Source organism: Sphingopyxis indica (assembly GCF_032879645.1).
Lineage (GTDB): Bacteria > Pseudomonadota > Alphaproteobacteria > Sphingomonadales > Sphingomonadaceae > Sphingopyxis > Sphingopyxis indica.
This window is the reverse complement of record NZ_CP076394.1, coordinates 362,774-382,695: the sequence shown is the minus strand read 5'-3', so window position 1 is coordinate 382,695 and position 19,922 is coordinate 362,774. Positions and strand designations below refer to the sequence as shown.

At 68.7% G+C, this 19,922-nt stretch carries 17 protein-coding genes; 12 read left to right on the top strand and 5 right to left on the bottom strand.

What is annotated here, in order from left to right; translation table 11 throughout:
• Window positions 1-8: 8 nt before the first annotated feature.
• Window positions 9-839, bottom strand: a complete 831-nt coding sequence (locus KNJ79_RS01845; protein WP_317152558.1) for a class I mannose-6-phosphate isomerase — start codon at window positions 837-839, stop codon at window positions 9-11.
• A 228-nt stretch (window positions 840-1,067) separates the two neighbouring features.
• Between KNJ79_RS01845 and KNJ79_RS01840 the strand changes: the two genes are divergently transcribed.
• A complete protein-coding gene (locus tag KNJ79_RS01840) occupies window positions 1,068-2,435 on the top strand; it encodes a sugar porter family MFS transporter (RefSeq protein ID WP_317152557.1) in 1,368 nt (455 codons plus the stop codon).
• 154 nt (window positions 2,436-2,589) lie between these two features.
• On the opposite strand, the gene KNJ79_RS01835 is transcribed toward KNJ79_RS01840, so the two are convergent.
• The gene (locus KNJ79_RS01835) at window positions 2,590-3,831 is read right to left on the bottom strand and encodes an ROK family transcriptional regulator (RefSeq protein ID WP_317152556.1); all 1,242 of its coding nucleotides are present in this window, start codon (window positions 3,829-3,831) and stop codon (window positions 2,590-2,592) included.
• 176 nt (window positions 3,832-4,007) lie between these two features.
• Between KNJ79_RS01835 and KNJ79_RS01830 the strand changes: the two genes are divergently transcribed.
• The gene (locus tag KNJ79_RS01830; protein WP_245836804.1) at window positions 4,008-4,655 is read left to right on the top strand and encodes a response regulator transcription factor; all 648 of its coding nucleotides are present in this window, start codon (window positions 4,008-4,010) and stop codon (window positions 4,653-4,655) included.
• A gap of 166 nt (window positions 4,656-4,821) precedes the next feature.
• Here KNJ79_RS01830 and KNJ79_RS01825 read toward each other — a convergent pair whose 3' ends face one another.
• Together KNJ79_RS01825 and KNJ79_RS01820 are read right to left on the bottom strand one after the other, a co-directional pair.
• Window positions 4,822-5,874, bottom strand: coding sequence for an ACP S-malonyltransferase (locus KNJ79_RS01825; RefSeq protein ID WP_317152555.1), 1,053 nt, complete (start codon window positions 5,872-5,874; stop codon window positions 4,822-4,824).
• Entirely contained in the window at window positions 5,871-8,072 is a 2,202-nt protein-coding gene (locus KNJ79_RS01820; RefSeq protein WP_317152554.1) for a thiamine pyrophosphate-dependent enzyme, read from the bottom strand. The genes KNJ79_RS01825 and KNJ79_RS01820 overlap by 4 nt, the downstream gene beginning before the upstream one ends.
• A gap of 155 nt (window positions 8,073-8,227) precedes the next feature.
• Here KNJ79_RS01820 and KNJ79_RS01815 point away from each other — a divergent pair, with 155 nt between their 5' ends.
• From KNJ79_RS01815 to KNJ79_RS01780, 8 genes are all read left to right on the top strand, one after another.
• Complete coding sequence (locus KNJ79_RS01815; protein ID WP_317152553.1) at window positions 8,228-8,914, top strand: DUF4129 domain-containing protein; 687 nt, start codon at window positions 8,228-8,230, stop codon at window positions 8,912-8,914.
• Window positions 8,911-10,143, top strand: a complete 1,233-nt coding sequence (locus tag KNJ79_RS01810) for a DUF4350 domain-containing protein (RefSeq protein WP_317152552.1) — start codon at window positions 8,911-8,913, stop codon at window positions 10,141-10,143. The genes KNJ79_RS01815 and KNJ79_RS01810 overlap by 4 nt, the downstream gene beginning before the upstream one ends.
• Window positions 10,133-11,098 carry an AAA family ATPase gene (locus KNJ79_RS01805; protein WP_317152551.1) on the top strand — a complete coding sequence of 322 codons (966 nt, stop codon included), beginning with the start codon at window positions 10,133-10,135 and terminating at the stop codon, window positions 11,096-11,098. Before KNJ79_RS01810 ends, KNJ79_RS01805 begins: the two co-directional genes overlap by 11 nt.
• A gap of 190 nt (window positions 11,099-11,288) precedes the next feature.
• Window positions 11,289-12,623, top strand: a complete 1,335-nt coding sequence (locus tag KNJ79_RS01800; protein WP_317152550.1) for a DUF58 domain-containing protein — start codon at window positions 11,289-11,291, stop codon at window positions 12,621-12,623.
• Complete coding sequence (locus tag KNJ79_RS01795) at window positions 12,623-13,651, top strand: stage II sporulation protein M (protein ID WP_317152549.1); 1,029 nt, start codon at window positions 12,623-12,625, stop codon at window positions 13,649-13,651. The genes KNJ79_RS01800 and KNJ79_RS01795 overlap by 1 nt, the downstream gene beginning before the upstream one ends.
• Window positions 13,648-14,517, top strand: coding sequence for an RDD family protein (locus tag KNJ79_RS01790; RefSeq protein WP_089216643.1), 870 nt, complete (start codon window positions 13,648-13,650; stop codon window positions 14,515-14,517). The genes KNJ79_RS01795 and KNJ79_RS01790 overlap by 4 nt, the downstream gene beginning before the upstream one ends.
• On the top strand, window positions 14,504-15,205 hold the full coding sequence (locus tag KNJ79_RS01785) for a nitroreductase (protein WP_317152548.1): 702 nt from the start codon (window positions 14,504-14,506) through the stop codon (window positions 15,203-15,205). The genes KNJ79_RS01790 and KNJ79_RS01785 overlap by 14 nt, the downstream gene beginning before the upstream one ends.
• A complete protein-coding gene (locus KNJ79_RS01780) occupies window positions 15,202-15,720 on the top strand; it encodes a hypothetical protein (protein WP_317152547.1) in 519 nt (172 codons plus the stop codon). The genes KNJ79_RS01785 and KNJ79_RS01780 overlap by 4 nt, the downstream gene beginning before the upstream one ends.
• A gap of 479 nt (window positions 15,721-16,199) precedes the next feature.
• Here the strand turns inward: KNJ79_RS01780 and KNJ79_RS01775 are convergent, their stop codons facing one another.
• Window positions 16,200-16,646, bottom strand: a complete 447-nt coding sequence (locus tag KNJ79_RS01775; RefSeq protein ID WP_317152546.1) for a hypothetical protein — start codon at window positions 16,644-16,646, stop codon at window positions 16,200-16,202.
• A 107-nt stretch (window positions 16,647-16,753) separates the two neighbouring features.
• On the opposite strand from KNJ79_RS01775, the gene gyrB reads away from it, so the two are divergent.
• On the top strand, window positions 16,754-19,309 hold the full coding sequence (gene gyrB, locus KNJ79_RS01770) for a DNA topoisomerase (ATP-hydrolyzing) subunit B (RefSeq protein WP_317152545.1): 2,556 nt from the start codon (window positions 16,754-16,756) through the stop codon (window positions 19,307-19,309).
• A 134-nt stretch (window positions 19,310-19,443) separates the two neighbouring features.
• Window positions 19,444-19,881 (top strand): septal ring lytic transglycosylase RlpA family protein, encoded by a 438-nt coding sequence (locus tag KNJ79_RS01765; protein WP_317152544.1) that lies wholly within the window; start codon window positions 19,444-19,446, stop codon window positions 19,879-19,881.
• Window positions 19,882-19,922 lie beyond the last annotated feature (41 nt).

Below are 19,922 nucleotides of genomic sequence, written 5' to 3'. Positions count from 1 at the left end.
GTCTTGATTCAGTCGCCGAGCCGCTGCGCGCCCGGATAGGCGAGCAGCAGGTCGGCATGGTCTTCGGCAACAAGGCGAACGGTGCCGGTGAGCGCCAGGCATTCGCCGGCCTTGAATTCGGTGCCGTCGGCTTCGCCGCTGCCGACGACCGGAATCAGCCATGCGGTGAGGCCTTCGGGCAACGCCAGCGTGCGATCGCCGCCGCCAAGCCGTTCGAGCACGAACTTCGGCCCTTCAACGAGGATGCTGCGGCCCTCTTCAACCTTGCCGGGCGAAGCATAGGGCACATAGGGCCGCGCGTCGGAGACCGCGACGCCATCGTCCAGATGCAGCGCACGCGGCCGGCCATAGTCATAGAGGCGATAAGTGGTTTCGGAATTCTGCTGCACCTCGATCAAGGTGATGCCCGCGCCGATCGCATGGACCGTGCCCGACGCGGCGTAGAGGAAGTCCCCCGCCTTGACCGGCTTCCAGTCGAGCAACGCTTCGATGCTGCCGTCGAGCGCCGCGGCGCGCAGCGTTTCGGCATCGACCGGCCGCTTCGTCCCCGCCGCGATCGTCGAATCGGGTTCGGCACCCAGGATCAGCCAGCATTCATCCTTGCCGCGCGTCAGCCCACGCGCCTGCGCCTGCGCATCGTCGGGATGCACCTGCACCGACAGCTTCTCGCTGGTGAAAAGATATTTGATCAGCAGGTCCGGCGTGCTGTCACCCGGCGCCTGGAACCAGATTTCGCCCACCGGTTCGCCATCGGCCGGCGCGTCGGGAAACGGGCCCCACAGGCGCCGGCGCCCCCAGGGTTTTTCGACGCGATGGGTCGCTAGCAGCTTTGCCGGCACGACACTCTCCCTTTCGTCTTTCGGCGGTTCATTCGGGTGCGCGGCACCGCCGCCCGTCGGCGTTCCGACCCCGTTTTGCGCAAACCTGCCCCGCGCGCGGTCTTGCCGTCAAGACAATAATGGAATTTAATTTATTTTCTCAGCCGGGCCCTTGTGCCATGATCGCCGGATGGCGAGCGCATGCCGGTCGCCCCAGAAGAGCCCCCTATGAGGGTCGAGGGAGAGACAATGACGGGTGAGCTGCACGGAAATCAAAACGAAGCCGGATCGCCGCAAGGCGGACGCATCACGCTCGCCGCCGCGATTGGCACCGCGGCGCTCGCGGGCCTGCTCTTCGGGTTCGACACTGCGGTCATCGCCGGGGTCACGCACGACCTGACGCTCCTTTTCGCGCTCACCCCCGAGACGCTCGGCCTGACCGTGTCGGCGGCGCTGTGGGGAACCCTCGCGGGCGCGCTTTTCGCGGGCAAGCCCGGCGACGCCTTCGGGAGCCGCGACAGCCTGCGCGTGCTCGCCGCCTTTTATTTCGTCGCGGGACTCGGCTGCGCGCTGGCGCCTGGCTGGACGCTGTTCCTGTTCTTTCGCTTTCTGTGCGGCCTCGCGATCGGCGGATCGTCGGTGCTCGCCCCCGTCTATATCGCCGAGATCGCGCCGCCGCGGCGGCGCGGCCTGCTCGTCGGACTCTTCCAGCTGATGATCGTCATCGGCATCCTCACCGCCTATCTCAGCAATGCGGTAATCGCGGGGCTTGTCGACGGCGGCGCCGGCTGGCGGTGGAAGCTCGGGATCACCGCCGCGCCCGCGCTGCTCTTCTTCGTCCTTCTCTTCGCCATTCCCCACAGCCCTCGCTGGCTGGTCGTGAAGGGACGCGCCAGCGAAGCGCGCGACGCGCTCGCGCGCATCGGCATGGCGCCCGACGCCGCGGCCGCCGAACTGGCACGCGTCGAGCAAGCGCTGATGCGCGATCCGCCGAACGAGAAACTGTCGTGGCGCCGCCATCGCCGCCCGATGACGCTCGCGGTCCTCGTCGCGATGTTCAACCAGCTCGCGGGCATCAATGCGGTGCTCTATTATCTCAACGACATCTTCGCGCGCGCGGGATCGCTGTCGCCCGACCGGCAGGCGGTGCTGATCGGCCTCGCCAATTTGATTTTCACTCTCGTCGGCATGGCGCTGATCGACCGGATCGGGCGCAAGACGCTGCTGCTCGCGGGCGCGGCGGGGATGGCGTTGTGCCTGTCGATCGCCGCGGGCGTGCTGTTCGGCACGCTAGCAAATGCGCTGATGCTGCCTGCGCTGGTCGGCTTCATCGCCTTTTTCGCGACGAGTCAGGGCGCAGTGATCTGGGTCTATATCTCCGAAGTCTTTCCGACGCCGGTGCGTGCGCGGGGGAGCGCGCTCGGCGCAAGCACCCACTGGCTGATGAACGCACTGATCGCGGGCGTCTTTCCGATTCTGGTCGCCTGGTCGCCCGGCGCGCCCTTCGTCCTCTTCGCCGCCGCGATGATCGCGCAGTTCATCATCGTCGCGGCGATCTTCCCCGAAACGCGCGGAGTCGATCTCGACGCGATGGCCGAACGGATGGAGAGCGCCTAAAGCGCGATCGCCTCTTAATGAAGCGCTTGAGAAAGTTCGTGTGTCCCCGCAAAGGCGGGGACCCATCTCCGGCGGGTTCAAGATGGAGCCGGCAGGAGATGGGCTCCCGCCTTCGCGGGAGCACACGGCTTATTCAGTCAAAGATGATCACGCTCTAACGCCCCGCCTGCATCAGGATCGATTCGGACGGCAGCACATTGTCGAGGAAGGGGATGATCGCGGCGCCGATCGCCGAGGCGTCGTCGGCGGTCTCGGCGCGGCGCACCGGCGCGACGACGGGAAGCTGACGTTCGGCCATGCGCGCGTTGAGCCGTTCGACGAGCGCGTCGGCGAGCCTGCCCGGCAGCCGCCCGCCGATCAGGATCGCCGCCGGATTGATCAGGCAGTTGACCGCGATCAGCGGCTGGACGAGCGCATCGGCGGCATCGTCGAGCCACCCGCCGATGATCGCATCCTTGCCGCCCGCCCCGTCGACCAGCGCCTCGGGCCGGTCGACCGCGTGCCCCGCTTGCTCGAGCCGGGCGTAGAGCGCCGAGAGCGACACCGTGTCCTGCACATTGGCGCCCGCGCCGCGCGCCGGGTCGGGCATCGCCCAGATTTCGCCCGAACGCGCATCGGCGCCGCGCACATAGCTGCGGTCGATGACGAGTCCGCCGCCGAGCCCGGCGCTGATCAAGAGATAGAAGAAGCTCGGCAGCGCGATGCCATTGCCGAGATGCACCTCGCCGAGCGCCGCCGACGCGGCGTCATTGTCGGCGTGGAGCGGCCAGGGCAGCACCTCGCCGAGCAATTCGCCGAGGTCGATACCGTTCCACGCGTCATAGGCCGCGGGCCGATGCGGCAGCGCGATCCGTCCGAGATCGTCGGGAAGCGCGACCCCGACGCCGAGGATGCGGCGGCGGTCGACGCCGCCTTCGTCGAGCAGGTCGGGAAGCACGTCGCGCACATAGCCGACGACCATTTCGGGAAGCGCGAAGGCGATCTCGCGCGTCTGCCGGCTGCGGATGCGGCCCGCGAGGTCGAGCGTGACCAGCGTGATATGATCGCGGTCGATGTTGAGCCCGATCGAAAAGGCACCGTCGGGGTCGATGACGATCCGCATCGCCGGCTGGCCGCGCCGGCCCTGAAGCCGCCCCGCGGGCTTGACGAGCCCCAGATCCTCGAGCCGCTTGGTGATATTGGCGATCGTCGGCGGGGTCAGTCCGGTCACGCGCGCGAGTTCGCTGCGCGTCGTTTCTTCGCTGAGGCGGATCGCCTGCAGCACGATCCGCTGATTATAGTCGCCCGCGCGCTCGAGGTTCGTTCCCGACAGGCTGAGCGTCAGGCGGGCGTCGCGCGCCTCGGAACCGCTCGTTGCAGGCGGCCGGCGATCCCGACCGGGAAGGTTGAGTCTCATCGTCGATCGGCCCCTGCAAGCGCTTTAATAATTCCTTTTTCATAAAGACGAGCGGGCGCCGCATGTCAATCGGGGGTCTCCGCCCCCACTGCCGGCCCCGCCGATCGCTTCATTCCGGCGCCGAAGCCGAGGCGATCATGCTCGGCCTGCCGCGCGGATTGCGACACCATGGCGGCATGACCGAGACGGGGGGCCATATCCATCTGATCCTGCCCGACGCGACCGAGCGCGCCGCCTGCTTTCGCGCGATCGCCGCAGGGACGACGCGGGTGGTGCGGAGCTTTGCGAGCGCCGACGCGTGGCTCGAAGCCGAGCCCGACCCGGGCGACGCCATTCTGCTTTTTCGCTGGCGCCAGCCGGGGAAGGTGAGCGGCGGCGCGCTGCTCGATCGCATCGCATCCTGCCCCGGCCTCGTCGCCTTCGTCGCCGCCGAACGGCTGAGCATCGCCGAATCGCGCGCGGTCTTGCGCGGCGGCGCGCACGATTTGCTGCCTGCACCGCTCGACCCGCGGCTGGTGCGGCGCACGATCGACGCGGCATTGAGCGACTGGCATGCGCAGCGGCGGGCGGCCGCCGCGCACCGCGACGCCGAAACGCGGCTCGCGGCACTGACCCCGCGCGAACGCGACATCCTCGAATCGCTCGCCGCGGGGCTCGGCAACAAGGCGATCGCGCGGCGGCTCGACCTCAGCCCGCGCACCGTCGAGGTTCATCGCGCGAACATCATGCGCCGCGCAGGCGCCGCCAATGTCGCCGAACTGCTCCGCCTCGCCTTCATCGCCGAACAGGCGCAGGCGGGATTTTCGATCCGAAATGGCGCTTGATGCGCGCCGCATCCGGCCAGCCGCGGCGCGGCCATCCTATAAGTATATCGAACGGCCCACCGCCCCTGTGTTGGTCCCCAAGGGCGCTGCCGTTCGCCTCCGCGCGGCCTTCCCCACCTGGCCGCGCACCCACAGGGCCGGCCGGGAGCCCACCTCCCGGTCGGCCCTATTCGTCGGCCACCACGCGCGCACGCTGATCGGGGCGCCCCATCGCCAGCAGGATCGGATCCTCCGTCTGCCGCGCAGCGAAATCGGCCTTGCCCGTCAGCCCCTGCCAGCCGATGCCGATCAGCGATTGCGCGATCGCGCTGCCGAGCGTGTCGCCGGGGCCGGGCAGGATGATGACGTCGGGCGCATATTCCTTGACTGCGACCTGTACCGAGCCCGCGAAATCATAGGGCGCGAGGATCTGGTGGCCGAAGCTATAGTCCCATATCGCATCGGGGTCGGAGGAAAAGCGGCGCCAGACGTGGCCGCGACCATCGACCATCGGCAGCGCAGGCGCGCGGAAGAGCGAGGACGGGAGTTCGGCCTTCGCCTTCTGTGAACTGCCGATCATCAATGGCGTGTGGAACGGGCCGTGCCCCGCAAGCCGCAGCGGATCGCGCCCCGGCGTCGGCGGCACCCCGGCCAGCAGCGCGCCAAGCCCCTCCTCATTGCCCGCGAGCACGAGCATCCCGCCGAGGTCGATCGACAGCGCAAGATCGTGGCCGGGCCGCGCCGCGATTTCGTCGGCGAGGCCGAGCAGCGCATCGCGTAGTCCCGGCACCGGCCGCCAGTCCTCGTCGACGATCTGGAGCAATATCTGCCCGCCGGGCCCGTGCGTCTGGCTGTTCAGGCCCATCGCATTGGCGATGCGAAAGCCGTCCTCGACCGACACCGCGCCGCCGAGCGCGAGCGCGCTGTACCAGCCCATCGAATTGCCCGCGACCGCAACGACGTCGAACCGATCGCGGTCGATGCTGAGGAAATCGAGCATAGTCGCGGTATAGATCAGCGGCGCCGCGACGTCGCCGCGCATGTGCGTCGCGACGCTGAAGCGTTCGGCGCCGTCGAGTTCGGTCACCGTCGGCTGGCCGCGCGCGCGGCGCTGCGCATCGAAATCGGCGATCAGCCCGGCGAAGCGGCGCCCGTGCAGCCGCGCGATGCTGCCGAGTTCGCCCTTGCCATAGGTGCCGCGCCCCGGCGCGACGACGAGCGCGGTCTTGCGGCCGCTCATGCCAGCAGCGCCTTCGCCGCGGCGACGATCGATTCGCGGCTCGGCAGGGTCAAAGTCGCCGCCTTGCCGAGTGGAATGAAGCTGTCGTCGGCGGCGATGCGTGCGAGCTTGCGATCGGGCAGGCGCTCGGTGAACAGCGCCATCAGCGCCTCGCTCTGCGAGCCGGTGATGCGGCATTCGTCGACGATCAGGATGCGCCGCGCGTCGCCGACCGCGGCGACGAGCTTCGCTTCATCGACCGGGCCGAGCCAGCGCAGGTCGATCACGCGCGCCCTCACCCCATCGGCGGCGAGCAATTTTTCGGCCTGGCGCGACAGATAAGTGCCGTTGCCATAGGTGACGATCGCAAGATCGCTGCCGTCGCCATGCACCCCGACATCGCCGAGCCGGATCGGCGCCCCCTCGCCCGGCGCCTCGTAAACGCTCGTCCAGAGGCCATCGCCCTCTTCGTGCAGGTCGCGGGTCATATAGAGGGCGATCGGTTCGACGAAGACCACGACGCGCTGCTCCTCGCGCGCCAGACGCACGCATTCGCGCAGCATTTGCACCGCATCGCGCCCGTTCGACGGCACGGCAAGAATGACGCCCGGAATGTCGCGGAAGACGGCGAGGCTATTGTCATTGTGGAAATGGCCGCCGAAACCCTTTTGATAGCCCAGCCCGGCGATGCGGATCACCATCGGGTTGCTGTACTGGCCGTTCGAAAAGAAGCTCAAGGTCGCGGCCTCGCCGCGGATCTGATCCTCGGCATTGTGGACATAGGCAAGGAACTGGATCTCGGGCATCGGAAGGAAGCCGTTGTGCGCCATGCCGATCGCGAGGCCGAGGATCGCCTGTTCGTCGAGCAGCGTGTTGACGACGCGCGCCGAGCCGAAGCGCTGGTGGAGCTTTGCCGTGACATTATAGACACCGCCCTTGGGCCCGACATCCTCGCCCGCGACGACGATCTCCTTGTGCGCGAGCATCAGGTCGGCGAGCGCCCACGAGAGCAGGCGCGCCATGTGCATCGGCTTGTCCATCGCCGCGGCGTCGCTGCCGAACATGGCGGCGCGATCCTCGTCCGACGGGGTGTTCGCGCGCGGCAGATCGCGCTTCGGCGGGATCAGGCTCGCCATCACCGCGGCGCTCGTCGTCAGCTTGGGGCGCTGGATCGCCGCTTCGGCCTGCCGCGCCAGCGCCCCGCCGATCTCCTCATAGGCCTCGGCGACCTCTGACGCGGTCATCCACCCCTGCTGCGTCATCAGCGCGGCGCCGGCGAGCAGCGGATCGCGCGCCTCGTCGGCTTCGATCAGCGCTTTCGGCAGATAGGCGCCCTGCACGTCCGACCCCGCGTGGCCGTAGAGCCGCACCGCCCTCATGTGCAGGAACACGGGTTTTCGCGTGCCGCGCGCATAGTCCGCCGCCGCCTTCGCGCCCGCATAGGCCGACACGATGTCGGTGCCGTCGCACTGGATATAGTGGAGCCCCGCGCGGTTGCGGAACTGCGCCTCGATCCACCCCGCCGGGGTACGCGTAGAAATGCCGATGCCATTGTCTTCGCACAGGAAGATCAGCGGCATCGGCGTCCCCTGATAGGCGGTCCAGCCCGCGGTGTTGAACGCGCCCTGCGCCGTCGAATGGTTCGCCGACGCATCGCCGAAGCTCGCGAGCACCACCGCATCGCCGGGAAGCGGAAGATCGGTCATGCCGAGCCGCCGCGCGATGCCGATCGAAAAGGCGGCGCCGACCGCTTTCGGCAGGTGCGAGGCGATCGTCGAGGTCTGCGGCGGGATCGCAAGCGGTTTCGAGCCGATCACCTTGTGCCGCCCGCCCGAAATCGGGTCTTCGGACGAGGCCGCGAAGCTCAGCAGCATGTCCCACGTCGGGGTCCCGCCGGGAAGCTGCCGCGCCCGGTGGAGCTGAAAGGCGTTCGAGCGATAATGGAGGAAGGCCATATCGGTGACGCGCAGCGCCGCCGCGACCGCGGCATTGCCTTCGTGCCCCGACGAACCGATCGTGTAGAAGCCCTCGCCCCGCGCCTGCAGCGTGCGCGACAGCCGGTCCATCTGGCGGCTGGTCAGTTGCGATAGGAAGATGTCGATGGCCTCGGCACGCGAGAGCCCCGTCGCGGCGGGATCGGGGGCATCGGCGGCGCGCGCCAGCCGCCCCTCCGCGAGCGCCGCCAGAAACTTCTCATGCACCGCCTGCGCCGCGTCCACGCCTGTCCTCCTGCCGGCCACAAGGTTGCCGCTGCAACCATATCGCGCGGGGCTAGAGCGCGTCCGTTGCCGGCGCAAGCATCTCTTGCCTTGGCGCGCCGCCTCGCGCTACCTGTTGGCGCGATGACCATGCGGGGCGAGGCCGGAATTTCAACATGATGTCGCCGCTCGTCCTCGCGGCGGCTGCGGCCGCGCCCGTCGGCGAGGGCTGGCTGATCGACCCCGAACTCGTCGATCCCGGCTATAGTCAGACGATCGCGGGCGGCACCATCCAGACCAGCCTTCCGGCGCCGCCCCCGGCGCCCGAAACCCCCGAATGGCTGCGCTCGCTGTTCGCCGCGCTGCGCGATTTCCTCGAATGGGCGCAGCCCGCCTACAAGCCGCTGCTGTGGCTCGCCATAGCGGCGCTGGCGCTCGTGCTGCTCTATCATTTCGTCCCCGCCTTCACGCGCTGGGTCGACAGCTTGCCCTTGCTGCGCCGCAAGGGCGCCGAGGCCGAGGAGGAAGGCGTCGTCGAAGCGGGCGCCGCGCGCGCGCTGCTCGCCGAGGCCGATGCGCTCGCGGCGGCGGGGCGCTTCGCCGAAGCCGTCCACCTGCTGCTCTATCGCAGCATCGAGGATATCGACTCGCGCCGTCCGGGACTCGTGCGCCCCGCGATGACCTCGCGCGAGCTCGCCGACGCGCGCGACCTGCCCGCGATTGCGCGCGGCGCCTTCAGCCGCATCGCACGCGCGGTCGAGATCAGCCTGTTCGGGGGCCGCGCGATCGACGCGGAGGCATGGACGAGCTGCCGCAGCGCCTATGCCGAATTGACCGTGCCCAAAAGCTGGGCGCGCGCATGAGCGGCACGGCGGCGAACGAACGGGCGTTCGACCCGCGGCTGATCGGCGGCGTGATCGCCGTCGGCATCGTCGCTTTCATCGCGCTGTGGGCGCTGATCGCGCTCGGCCCCGATCTCAGGAGCGGCAACGACGGCAAGGGCCATGCCCTTTCGCGCGGCGCGCCGGGTTTTGCGGGTATCGTCGATCTGCTCGAGCGCGCGGGCGCCGAAGTCGAACTGCGCCGCCGACCCGAACGCTATGGCGGCGGAGATCAGCCGCTGCTGATCCTGACCCCGACGCACCAGACACAGCCCGGCGAGGTCGCCGAATTGCTGAACGCCCAGGGCGGCGCGCCGACGCTGGTGATCCTGCCCAAATGGTATGCGCTGCCGATCCCCAATGAAGCCGAAAAACCCGGCTGGTCCGGCCCGGCGATGGCGGTGCCGCCGCCGCTCCGCCTGCTCCCCGAAGCGCGCTTCGGCGCCGTCGAACTCGGGCCGCGCGGAGCGGGCGGACAACGGGTGCGCGGCGAGGTCGCGGGGCGCGCGATCGAACTGATCCTGCCGAACCAGGTGCAGACGATAAAGGGCGACGCGCTCGACACGCTGATCGCCGCACCTGGCGGCGGCGCTCTGCTTGCGCGCGCAAAGGACGCCGATCTCTACATCCTCGCCGATCCCGACCTTATCGACAATTTCGCTTTCGCCTCGCGCGACAAGGCGCGCGGCGCGGCGCTGCTGCTCGATGCGGTCGGCGAGGATGCGAATGCGAGCGGCTTCGCCTTTGACCTGACGCTCGCCGGCTTCGGCGGCGGGCGCTCGCTGCTCCGCTTTGCCTTCGTGCCGCCCTTCATCGGCATCACCCTTTGCGTCATTGCCACCGGCCTGCTCGCGCTGTGGCAGGCGTGGATGCGCTTCGGCCCGGCGCTCCGGCCCGCGCGCGCGATCCCGGTCTCGAAGGCCGCGCTGATCGCGAACAGCGCCGAGCTGATCGCGCAGGCGGGGCGCGATCTCGACGGCGCGCGCGCCTATGTGGCGAACCAGCGCGGCGCGATCGCGCGGCGGCTGCACGCGCCCGCGGGCCTCGACGAGGCCGAAACCGACGGCTGGATCGACAAGCACCTTCCCGCCGGACGCGAGCCCTTTTCGGCGCTCGCGCGGCGGCTGCCGCTCGCGCGAAGCCCCCACGAATTTCTGGAGGACGCGCAGGCGCTCCACGACATCAGAAAGGATTTATTGCGTGACAGCTGACAGGATCGGAAGCGTGGCTGCGCTCGGCGCCGCGATCGAGCGCGAGGTGGCGAAGGCGGTGTTCGGACAGGCGGGCCTCACGCGCATGGTGACGATCGCGCTGCTCGCGGGTGGCCATGTGCTGCTCGAAGGTCCGCCGGGGACCGCGAAGACGCTGCTCGCCCAGGCCTTTGCGCGCGCGGTCGGGCTCGACTTCGGGCGTATCCAGTTCACCCCCGACCTGATGCCCGGCGACATTTTGGGATCGAACCTGTTCAACTTCCAGACGTCGAGCTTCACCCTGACCAAGGGGCCGATCTTCACCGAATTGCTGCTCGCCGACGAGATCAACCGCACCCCGCCCAAGACGCAGGCGGCACTCCTCGAGGCGATGCAGGAGCGCCGCGTCACGATCAATGGCGAGCCGCATACAATGAGCCCGCGCTTCACCGTGCTCGCGACGCAGAATCCGATCGAGCAGCAGGGCGTCTATCCGCTTCCCGAAGCGCAGCTCGACCGCTTCCTGTTCAAGCTCGTCGTCGACTATCCCGACGCCGCCGAGGAACGGCGCATCGTCGCCGACCATGGCGGGCGCTTCAAAAGCCCCGCGGTCGCCGACTTCGGGGTCGAGCGGATCGCCGACGCCGCCGCGATCGCCGCCGCGATCGACACGATCGCCGAGGTCCGGCTCGCCGACGAGATCGTCGACTATATCGTCCGCCTCGTCCGCGCGACGCGCGAGAGCGCCGACCTCGAATGCGGCGCAAGCCCGCGCGCCGCGACCCTGCTCGCGCGCGCCGCCTGCGCCACCGCGGCGCTCGACGGGCGCGACTATGCGATCCCCGACGATGTCCAGCGCCTCGCCGCCGGGGTGCTGCGCCACCGCGTCATCCTGTCGGCCGCGGCCGAGATCGAGGGGCGCAGCGTCGAACAGGTCGTCGCCGCGCTGCTCGAGCGCGAGGAAGTGCCGCGGTGATCGAGCCAGCCATTTTCAATTCCGCATCCCCGAGCCCTTCGACTGCCCTGGCGGGCGCTCAGGATAAACTTCGGCCATTGGCCGAAGACGAGGGGCTCGTTCGAGCGGAGCGAGAACCGCAGCGTCGCAGCCTCGACTTCGCTCGGCAATGCCCCTCGTCTTCGCTCGGGGATGCGGAGAAGGGTTTGCCATGATCTACCCCACCCGCCGTGCGATCTTTCTGTTGCTCGCGGGCGCGCCCGCGGCGCTTGCGCTCGGGCTCGTGCGGCCCGAGCTGTGGCTGATCGCGCCGGCGTGGATCGGCGTGATCGCCGCGTGCCTGATCCTCGACATCCTCTTCGGCGCGAGCCCGCGACGGCTCGCGCTCGATGCGCGCTTTCCGTATCAGGTCGGCGTCGGCGATCCCTTCGAACTGACGCTTGCCGCGCGCAGCAGCGGGACGGTGCCCGGAGGCGGCGCCGAACTGGCGCTTCAGGTCGACGAGCGGCTCGCCGAAGGCGGGCGGATCGCCGGGCGGATGCGCGCCGCCGACGCGGGCGACGCGCACCCGCACACGCTCGTGCAGACGCTGCCGCTCGCCGCGGCCCGGCGCGGCGAAGCGCGACTTGAGGCGCTGTGGGTCCGCTGGCGCGGCCCGCTCGGGCTCGTGTGGAAGCAGCGCTGCTTCGGCGTCGGGGGGGCAATCAGCGTCGTCCCCAGCCTTCGCGCCGCGACCGAGGAAGGAAGGCGATTGTTCCAGCGCAACAGCCTGTTCGGCCTGAGGCAACAGCGGCTGCGCGGCGAGGGCAGCGAATATGAGGCGCTCGCCGAATATCACCCTGGGATGGACCGGCGGGCGATCGACTGGACCGCCTCGGCGCGCCATGTGAAGCTGCTCGCCAAGGAATATCGCGTCGAGCGCGACAATCGCGTCGTGCTGGCGATCGACGCCGGGCGGACGATGGCCGAGCCGGCGGGCGGGATGCCGCGCGTCGACCGCGCGGTGTCGGCGGCGCTGCTGCTCGCCTTTGTCGGGTTGAAACTGCACGACCGGATCAGCCTCTTCTCCTTCGCCGCGCAGCCGCACGCGCTGACCCCCGCCTATATGCACACGCAGGATTTCCCCGCGTTGCAGCGCGCCGCGGCGCGGATCGACTATGCGCATGTCGAAAGCAATTTCACCCTCGCGCTCGCGGCGCTCGGCGCGCGGCTCGACCGGCGGTCGCTGATCATCCTGTTCACCGAATTCACCGACGCGACGAGCGCCGATTTGATGATCCGCGCCGCGGGGCGGCTCGTGAAAAAGCACCGGCTGCTGTTCGTCGTCATCGAGGATGAGGAGCTTGAAAGCGAGGAGCGCCGCCGCCCCCACGCCCCCGCCGACGTCACCCGCGCCAATGTCGCCGCGGCGATGCTGCGCGAACGGCGCCTCGTGATCGCGCGGCTGCAACGGCTCGGGGTCGATGTGATCGAGGTTCCGGCCGACGCGATGGGGGCGAGCGCGGTCGAGGCCTATCTGGGCATCAAGCGCGCGGGGAACCTGTGATGGACGCCGCGGTGCCGACGAACGAAACCCCCGCCTTTTCCACCGCGCGCTTTCGCGACGAGCGCGAAGCCGACTGGATCGCCTTCGACGCGCTGCTCACCCGGCTCGAAAGGCGCGGCGCGAAGGCGTTGTCGAGCGACGAGCTGTTGCAACTGCCCCTGCTCTATCGCGCCACCCTCTCCTCACTGTCGATCGCGCGCGCGACGAGCCTCGACAAGGCGCTGCTCGACCATCTCGAGGCGCTGTCGATCCGCGGCTATTTCCTGATCTATGGGGTGCGCGAATCGCGGCTCGGCCGGCTGAAGCGCTTCTTCCTCCACGACTGGCCCGCCGCGGTCCGCGCATTGTGGAAAGAGACGCTGATCGTCGCGCTGGTCCTGATCCTGGGCGTCGCGACGAGCTGGCTGCTCGTCGCGCACGACCCCGAATGGTATTTCCATTTCATCCCCGAAGAGCTTTCGGGCGGACGCGATCCGCGCGCCTCGGTCGAGTTTCTGCGCAGCACGATCGGTCATGGCAAGGCGCCGGACGGCGAGGACGGGATGCTCCACGTCTTTGCGACCTATCTTTTCACCCACAACAGCCGTGTGTCGATCATGGCCTTTGCGCTCGGCTTCGCCTTCGGCGTGCCGACGATGATCCTCGAATTTTATCAGGGGCTCAGCCTCGGCGCGATGCTCGCGGTCTTTTCGGGCAAGGGACTCGGGGTCGAATTCGGCGGCTGGCTGTTCATCCACGGCACCACCGAGCTGTTCGCCGCGACGCTCGCGGGTGCGGCGGGACTGAAGATCGGCACCGCGGTCGTCTTTCCGGGCGCGCGCGGGCGGCTCGACGCCGCGGCGGCGGCCGGGCGCACCGCGGGCAAGGTGATGGTCGGAGTGATCGTCATGCTGCTCGCCGCGGGACTGCTCGAGGGCTTCGGGCGCCAGCTCGTCACCGACACGCTCGTGCGCTACGGCATCGGCACGCTGATGCTGCTCTTCTGGCTCGGCTATTATTACCTGCCGCGGCGGAGCGCCCTGCCATGACTCCCGCGCGCACCGACGCCCGCTTGCGCGCCGCGCAGGCAAGGAAGATCCGCGAGTTCATCACGCCCGAGGGGATCGACCTCGAGCTGAGGATCGCGAGCGCGTCGCTGCGGCTCGGCGCGCTGGTGATCGACCTTGCACTGATCGTCGTCGCGCTGATCCTGTTCACCATTTTGATGCTCTGGGCGGGTTTCGCTTCGCGCTCGACGATCATGCTCAGCATCTGGATGCTCGGCGGCTTCGTGCTCAGGAATTTCTGGTTCATCGGCTTCGAGCTCGGCCAGCGCGCCGCGACGCCGGGCAAGAGGCTGATGGGCATCCGCGTCGTCGCGCGCGACGGCGGGCGGCTGACCGCCGATGCGGTCGTCGCGCGCAACCTGATCCGCGAGCTCGAGCTGTTCCTGCCGCTGACGATGCTGTCGGTGAGCGCGGCCGAGGATATGGCGGGCGCGTGGACCGCGCTGTTCGGCTTCGGCTGGGCGCTGACGCTCAGCCTCTTTCCGCTGTTCAACCGCGACCGGATGCGGATGGGCGACCTGATCGCGGGCACCTGGGTCGTGATGGCGCAGCGCCGCAAGCTCGACCGCGACATGGCGAGCGGCGAGGCCGCGCACCAGGTCGCGTTCAGCGACGCCGAACTCGCGGTCTATGGCATCTTCGAACTGCAGGAACTCGAACGCGTGCTGCGCACCGCCGACGCGAAGCAGATGCGCGAGGTCGCCGATACGATCCGCGGCAAGATCGGCCGGCCGGTCGCCGAAGAGGATGACGTCTTCCTCACCTCCTATTATCGCCAGCTCAAGACCCGCCTCGAACGGCAATTGCTGTTCGGCAAGCGCCGAGAGGATAAATATGCCAGCGACTGACACCCTTGCCCGTTCGGTAACCGATGCGCTCCATGCGCGCCGCTCGGTGCGCGCCTTTACCGGCCGCGCGGTCGATCCCGCGCTGCTGAAAGAGGTGTTCGCCGCGGCGCAGCGCGCGCCATCGGGCGGCAATCTCCAGCCGTGGCAGGCGGTGGTGCTCACGGGCGCGCCGTGGCAGGCGGTCAAGGATGCGGTCGCGGCGCGGATCGCGATGGGGCGCGCGGGCTATCAACCCGAATATGACATCTATCCCAAGGCGCTCACCGATCCGTGGGAGGCGCGCCGCTTCGGCGTCGGCGAAGCGCTCTACGCCTCGCTCGGTATCGCGCGCGAGGACAAGCGCGGGCGGCTCGCGCAGTTCATGCACAATTATACGGGCTTCGGCGCGCCGGTGATGCTGTTCCTCCATTGCTCGCGGATCATGGGACCGCCGCAATGGGCCGATATGGGGATGTGGCTGCAATCGGTGATGCTGCTGCTCGTCGAAAAGGGACTCGCGAGCTGCCCGCAGGAATGCTGGGCGATGTATGGCGAGACGGTGCGTGCCGCGCTCGCGATCGGCGACGACCAGATCCTGTTTACCGGCCTCGCGATCGGCTATGCCGACGAAGAAGCGGCGGTGAACCGCTGGCCGGTGCCGCGCGCCGGGGTTGACGAAGCGATCGACTGGCGGGGATTTGGCGAATGAGCAAAAGACACAGCCTGCTGCGCGGCGCCGCCGCGGTCCTGCCGATGCTGGCGATCGCGGGCTGCGCCGCGATCCCGAAGCCCGAAGCGCCGGCACCCGCCCCCGCGCCCGTCGCCACGCCGGCCCCCTCGCCCGCGCCGCCGCCGGCGCTGCCGTGGGACGAACGCCAGTTGGACAAGGGCGCGTGGCGCTATGACGCGGGCAGCCGCACTGCGCGCTTCGTTCAGACCGGCAATGCGAGCCCGCTCGTCACCATGGCGTGCAGCGGCGGCGCCATCCGCCTCGCGGCCGGGCTCGGCGGAACGGGCGCGCCGCTCGACGTATCGCTGCGCACAAGCGCGGGCGCCGACCGGCTGCGCTTCGAAGGCGGCGCAGCGACACTCCCCGCGCGTGACGCACGGCTCGACCGCATCGCCTTCAGCCGCGGCCGCTTCGCGCTCGAGGCCAGCAACGGCAGCACGCTGACGCTGCCGGTGCAGTCGGAGATCGGGCGCGTGATCGAGGATTGCCGATAGGCTTGCAACGGCGGCTTTGGGGTGGGCCAGTTGCCATCGCCGTCTTTGGTAATCGCGGGCCGGGTCCGCCTCGTCGTTTCAAAGTTCAGCAAAGGTCAGCCTTGTGCAGCCGCCGATGGGCGCGTTCAGCGAACATGCAGCACAGGCTCCCGCCCGCATCTGCAAACCGGGCCGCGATCGCTTTTATCCGCCTATCGAAAGAGCCGAGACGAAGGCTGGCACAACCGAATGATGTAGGACAGCGGTTTTTTCGCGGCGGGTGTCCGACTTGGGGTGGGGACAAGACGATCCTCCCCGCTTGCGGGGAGGTGGCAGCGCGAAGCGCTGACGGAGGGGGGTGGCGTCCTTCGGCGGCGCGTCAGGCCGACAGCCCCCTCCACCACCGCCTTCGGCGGCGGTCCCCCTCCCCGCACGCGGGGAGGATTTCGATGACCGCAATCGGTCGTTAGCCGCCGTCCATCTCTCCAGAAGCGATCGGCTCAAGCCCCCAGCCGCACCGTTCCGCCGCGGATCCAGCCCCAGCGGCACGGCCCCTGATATTCGCGGGCGTTCGGCACCGAGCGGCCGACGCCGCACATGTCCTTGTCGGTGCCGGGCGCCGCAAAGACGATGCCGAACCAGCGATCATTGTCCGCCGCTTCGCACAGCGACACCGGCGTGCCCCCCGCGAGCCGCGCCTTGACGACGCGCGTTTCGCCGGGCGCCCAATAGACGTCGGTGCCGCCGTCCTTGACGCGGCTGATGCTCGAACAGGCAGGAAGCGTCGGGCCTTCGGTGCCGACCATCACCGCGCGCGTCGCGATCGGCTCGCCGCCCGCGAGCTTCGCATTGTCGGGCGGCGGCGCGGGCTGCGAACAGCCGGCGAGCGCGAGCGCGCAGAAGGCAAGAGCGGCAGGACCGGGGCGAAGGGCGGAAAGCATCGTCATGCGTTCGAAACTAGCCGCCGCGGCGCGCGCGCGCAACGCCCCGTCGCACGGTGCGGAGAGGCGCATTTTCGCTTGGGTTTTGCCCCCTTCGACCCTATATGATCGGCATGACGGACACCCCTGAAACCCCGGCGCCCGAATCCGGCGCAAAGCAGCCCAATATGAGCGCCTATGGCGCCGATTCGATCAAGGTCCTCAAGGGCCTCGACGCTGTGCGCAAGCGCCCCGGCATGTATATCGGCGACACCGACGACGGGTCGGGGCTGCATCATATGGTGTTCGAGGTTTCGGACAATGCGATCGACGAGGCGCTTGCGGGGCATTGCGACCTCGTTTTGATCACGCTCAACAGCGACGGGTCGGTCAGCGTCGAGGACAATGGCCGCGGCATCCCGACCGACATCCACGCCGAAGAGGGCGTGTCGGCGGCCGAGGTCATCATGACCCAGCTCCACGCGGGCGGGAAGTTCGAGAATACGAGCGACGACAATGCCTATAAGGTGTCGGGCGGCCTCCACGGCGTCGGCGTCAGCGTCGTCAACGCGCTGTCCGAATGGCTCGAGCTGACGATCTGGCGCGACGGCAAGGAACATTGGATGCGCTTCGAGCATGGCGACGCGGTCGCGCCGCTCGAGATTCGCGGCCCCGCGCCCCAAAATAGCGATGGAACGCGCAAGAAGGGCACGCGCGTCACCTTCTTCGCCTCGACCGACACGTTCAAGAATGTCACCGAGTTCGATTTCGACAAGCTCGAGCATCGCTATCGCGAGCTTGCCTTCCTGAACTCAGGGGTGCGCATCAAGCTGGTCGATGCGCGCCACGCCGAGCACGTCACCCACGACCTGTTCTACGAGGGCGGCATCGCGGCCTTCGTCAAATGGCTCGACCGCAACAAAAATGCCCTGCTGCCCGAGCCGATCGCGATCAGCAGCGAGCGCGACGGCATCGGCATCGACGTCGCGCTCGAGTGGAACGACAGCTATTATGAAAATGTCCTCTGCTTCACGAACAACATCCCGCAGCGCGACGGCGGCACCCACCTCGCGGCCTTCCGCGCCGCGCTGACCCGCACGATCAACAGCTATGGCGAAAAGTCGGGCGCCCTCAAGAAGGAGAAGGTCAGCCTGACCGGCGACGACATGCGCGAAGGGCTGACCGCGATTGTCTCGGTCAAGCTGCCCGATCCCAAATTCTCGTCGCAGACCAAGGACAAGCTCGTCAGCAGCGAGGTCCGCCAGCCGCTCGAAAGCCTGATGGCCGACCGGATGACCGAATGGCTCGAGGAAAATCCCGCCTATGCGAAGGCCGTGATCCAGAAGATCGTCGACGCCGCCGCGGCGCGCGAGGCGGCGCGCAAGGCGCGCGAGCTGACGCGGCGCAAGGGCGCGATGGACATCGCCTCGCTCCCCGGCAAGCTCGCCGACTGCCAGGAACGCGACCCGTCGAAGTGCGAACTCTTTCTGGTCGAGGGCGATTCGGCAGGCGGATCGGCGAAGCAGGGCCGCGACCGGCACGTGCAGGCGATCCTGCCGCTCAAGGGCAAGATTTTGAACGTCGAGCGCGCGCGCTTTGACCGCATCATTTCTTCGAAGGAAGTCGGCACGCTGATCCAGGCGCTCGGCACCGGCATTCGCGACGAATTCAACATCGAAAAGCTGCGCTATCACAAGATCGTGATCATGACCGACGCCGACGTCGACGGCGCGCATATCCGCACGCTCCTGCTGACCTTCTTCTATCGCCAGATGCCCGAGATCATCGAGAACGGCCATCTCTACATCGCCCAGCCGCCGCTCTACAAGGTCGCGAAGGGGCGCAGCGAGGTGTATCTGAAGGACGATACCGCGCTCGAAAATTATCTCGTCGATGCGGGCATCGACGCGCTGCTGCTCGAAAGCGCGGGCGGCGCGCGGTCGGGCAACGACCTGCGCACGCTGATCGAGCACGGCCGGCGGCTGCGCGCGCTGATGCGCTATGTCCCGCGCACCCTCGACCACGGGCTGGTCGAAGCGCTCGCGCTCGCGGGGGCGCTCGATCCGGCACTCGATACCGCGGGCCGGCACAGCGCCGCCGAAACCGCCGCGCAATGGCTCAATGCCGCCGAACGCGCGATCACCGGCGGCGCCGAAGCGCTGTGGACCGTCGAGGCGGTCGAGGGCGGCGGCTACACGCTCGAACGCCGCTGGCGCGGGGTCAGCGACCATCATGTCGTCGACGCCGCCTTCCTCGCGAGCCAGGAGGCGCGCCGCCTCCACACGCTCGCGAGCGAACAGGCCGAAACCTATGCGAGCCCGGCGCGGCTGGTGAAGGGCACCGCCGCCGCCACGACCGGAGCCGATGCAGAGGAAGAGGATGGCGAAGCCATCGCATCGAGCAGCGCGAAGGCGAGCCCGGTGACGCGGCCGTCCGAACTGCTCGACGCGATCTTCGCCTTCAGCCGCAAGGGGCTGTCGATCAGCCGCTACAAGGGGCTGGGCGAGATGAATGCCGAACAATTGTGGGAGACCACGCTGGACCCCGCCAACCGCTCGCTGCTGCGCGTCGAGGCCGAACAGGCCGACGTCGCGCACGAAATTTTCGAGCGGCTGATGGGCGACGAGGTCGAGCCGCGGCGCGATTTCATCCAGACCAATGCGCTAAGCGTCGCAAATCTGGACGTTTAATTTGCGTTGAGCGCCGATTTGCGCGGCTCGGGATTCCACCGCTAGGCGCAGATTCGGTGCGGCCGGACGCGCTTTGCTTGCAGCGGACCGCCGACGCTGCTTTGAGCGCTCCACCTGAAAAGGGGGAGGTCGCCATGCATCGCTTGACCGCCATGATGTTGCCGTTGCTGCTCGCCATTCCGGCCGCTGCGCAGGATGAGATCGCCGATGGCGCCACCGATCTCGGCAGCGGAACCGCGAGCTATTACGGCGACGAACTCGCCGGCAACCGCACCGCCAGCGGCGAGCGGTTCGACCCCGACGACCTCACCGCCGCGCACCGCACGCTTGCCTTCGGCAGCCGCGTGCGCGTCACCAACCTCGCCAACGGCCAGAGCGTCGTCGTCCGCATCAACGATCGCGGCCCGTTCAGCCGCGGCCGCGTGATCGACGTCAGCCACGCCGCGGCACGCGAGATCGGCATGGACCGCGCGGGGCTCGCACGGGTCAGCATGACCCTGCTCGACAACGAGACCGAACTCGCCGCCGCCGACAACGCCGCCGGAGCGGCGGCGGTCGGCGCCGCCGACTGACGCCAGGCCTTCCTTCTCCGCCAATCCTCATCGCAACGCCC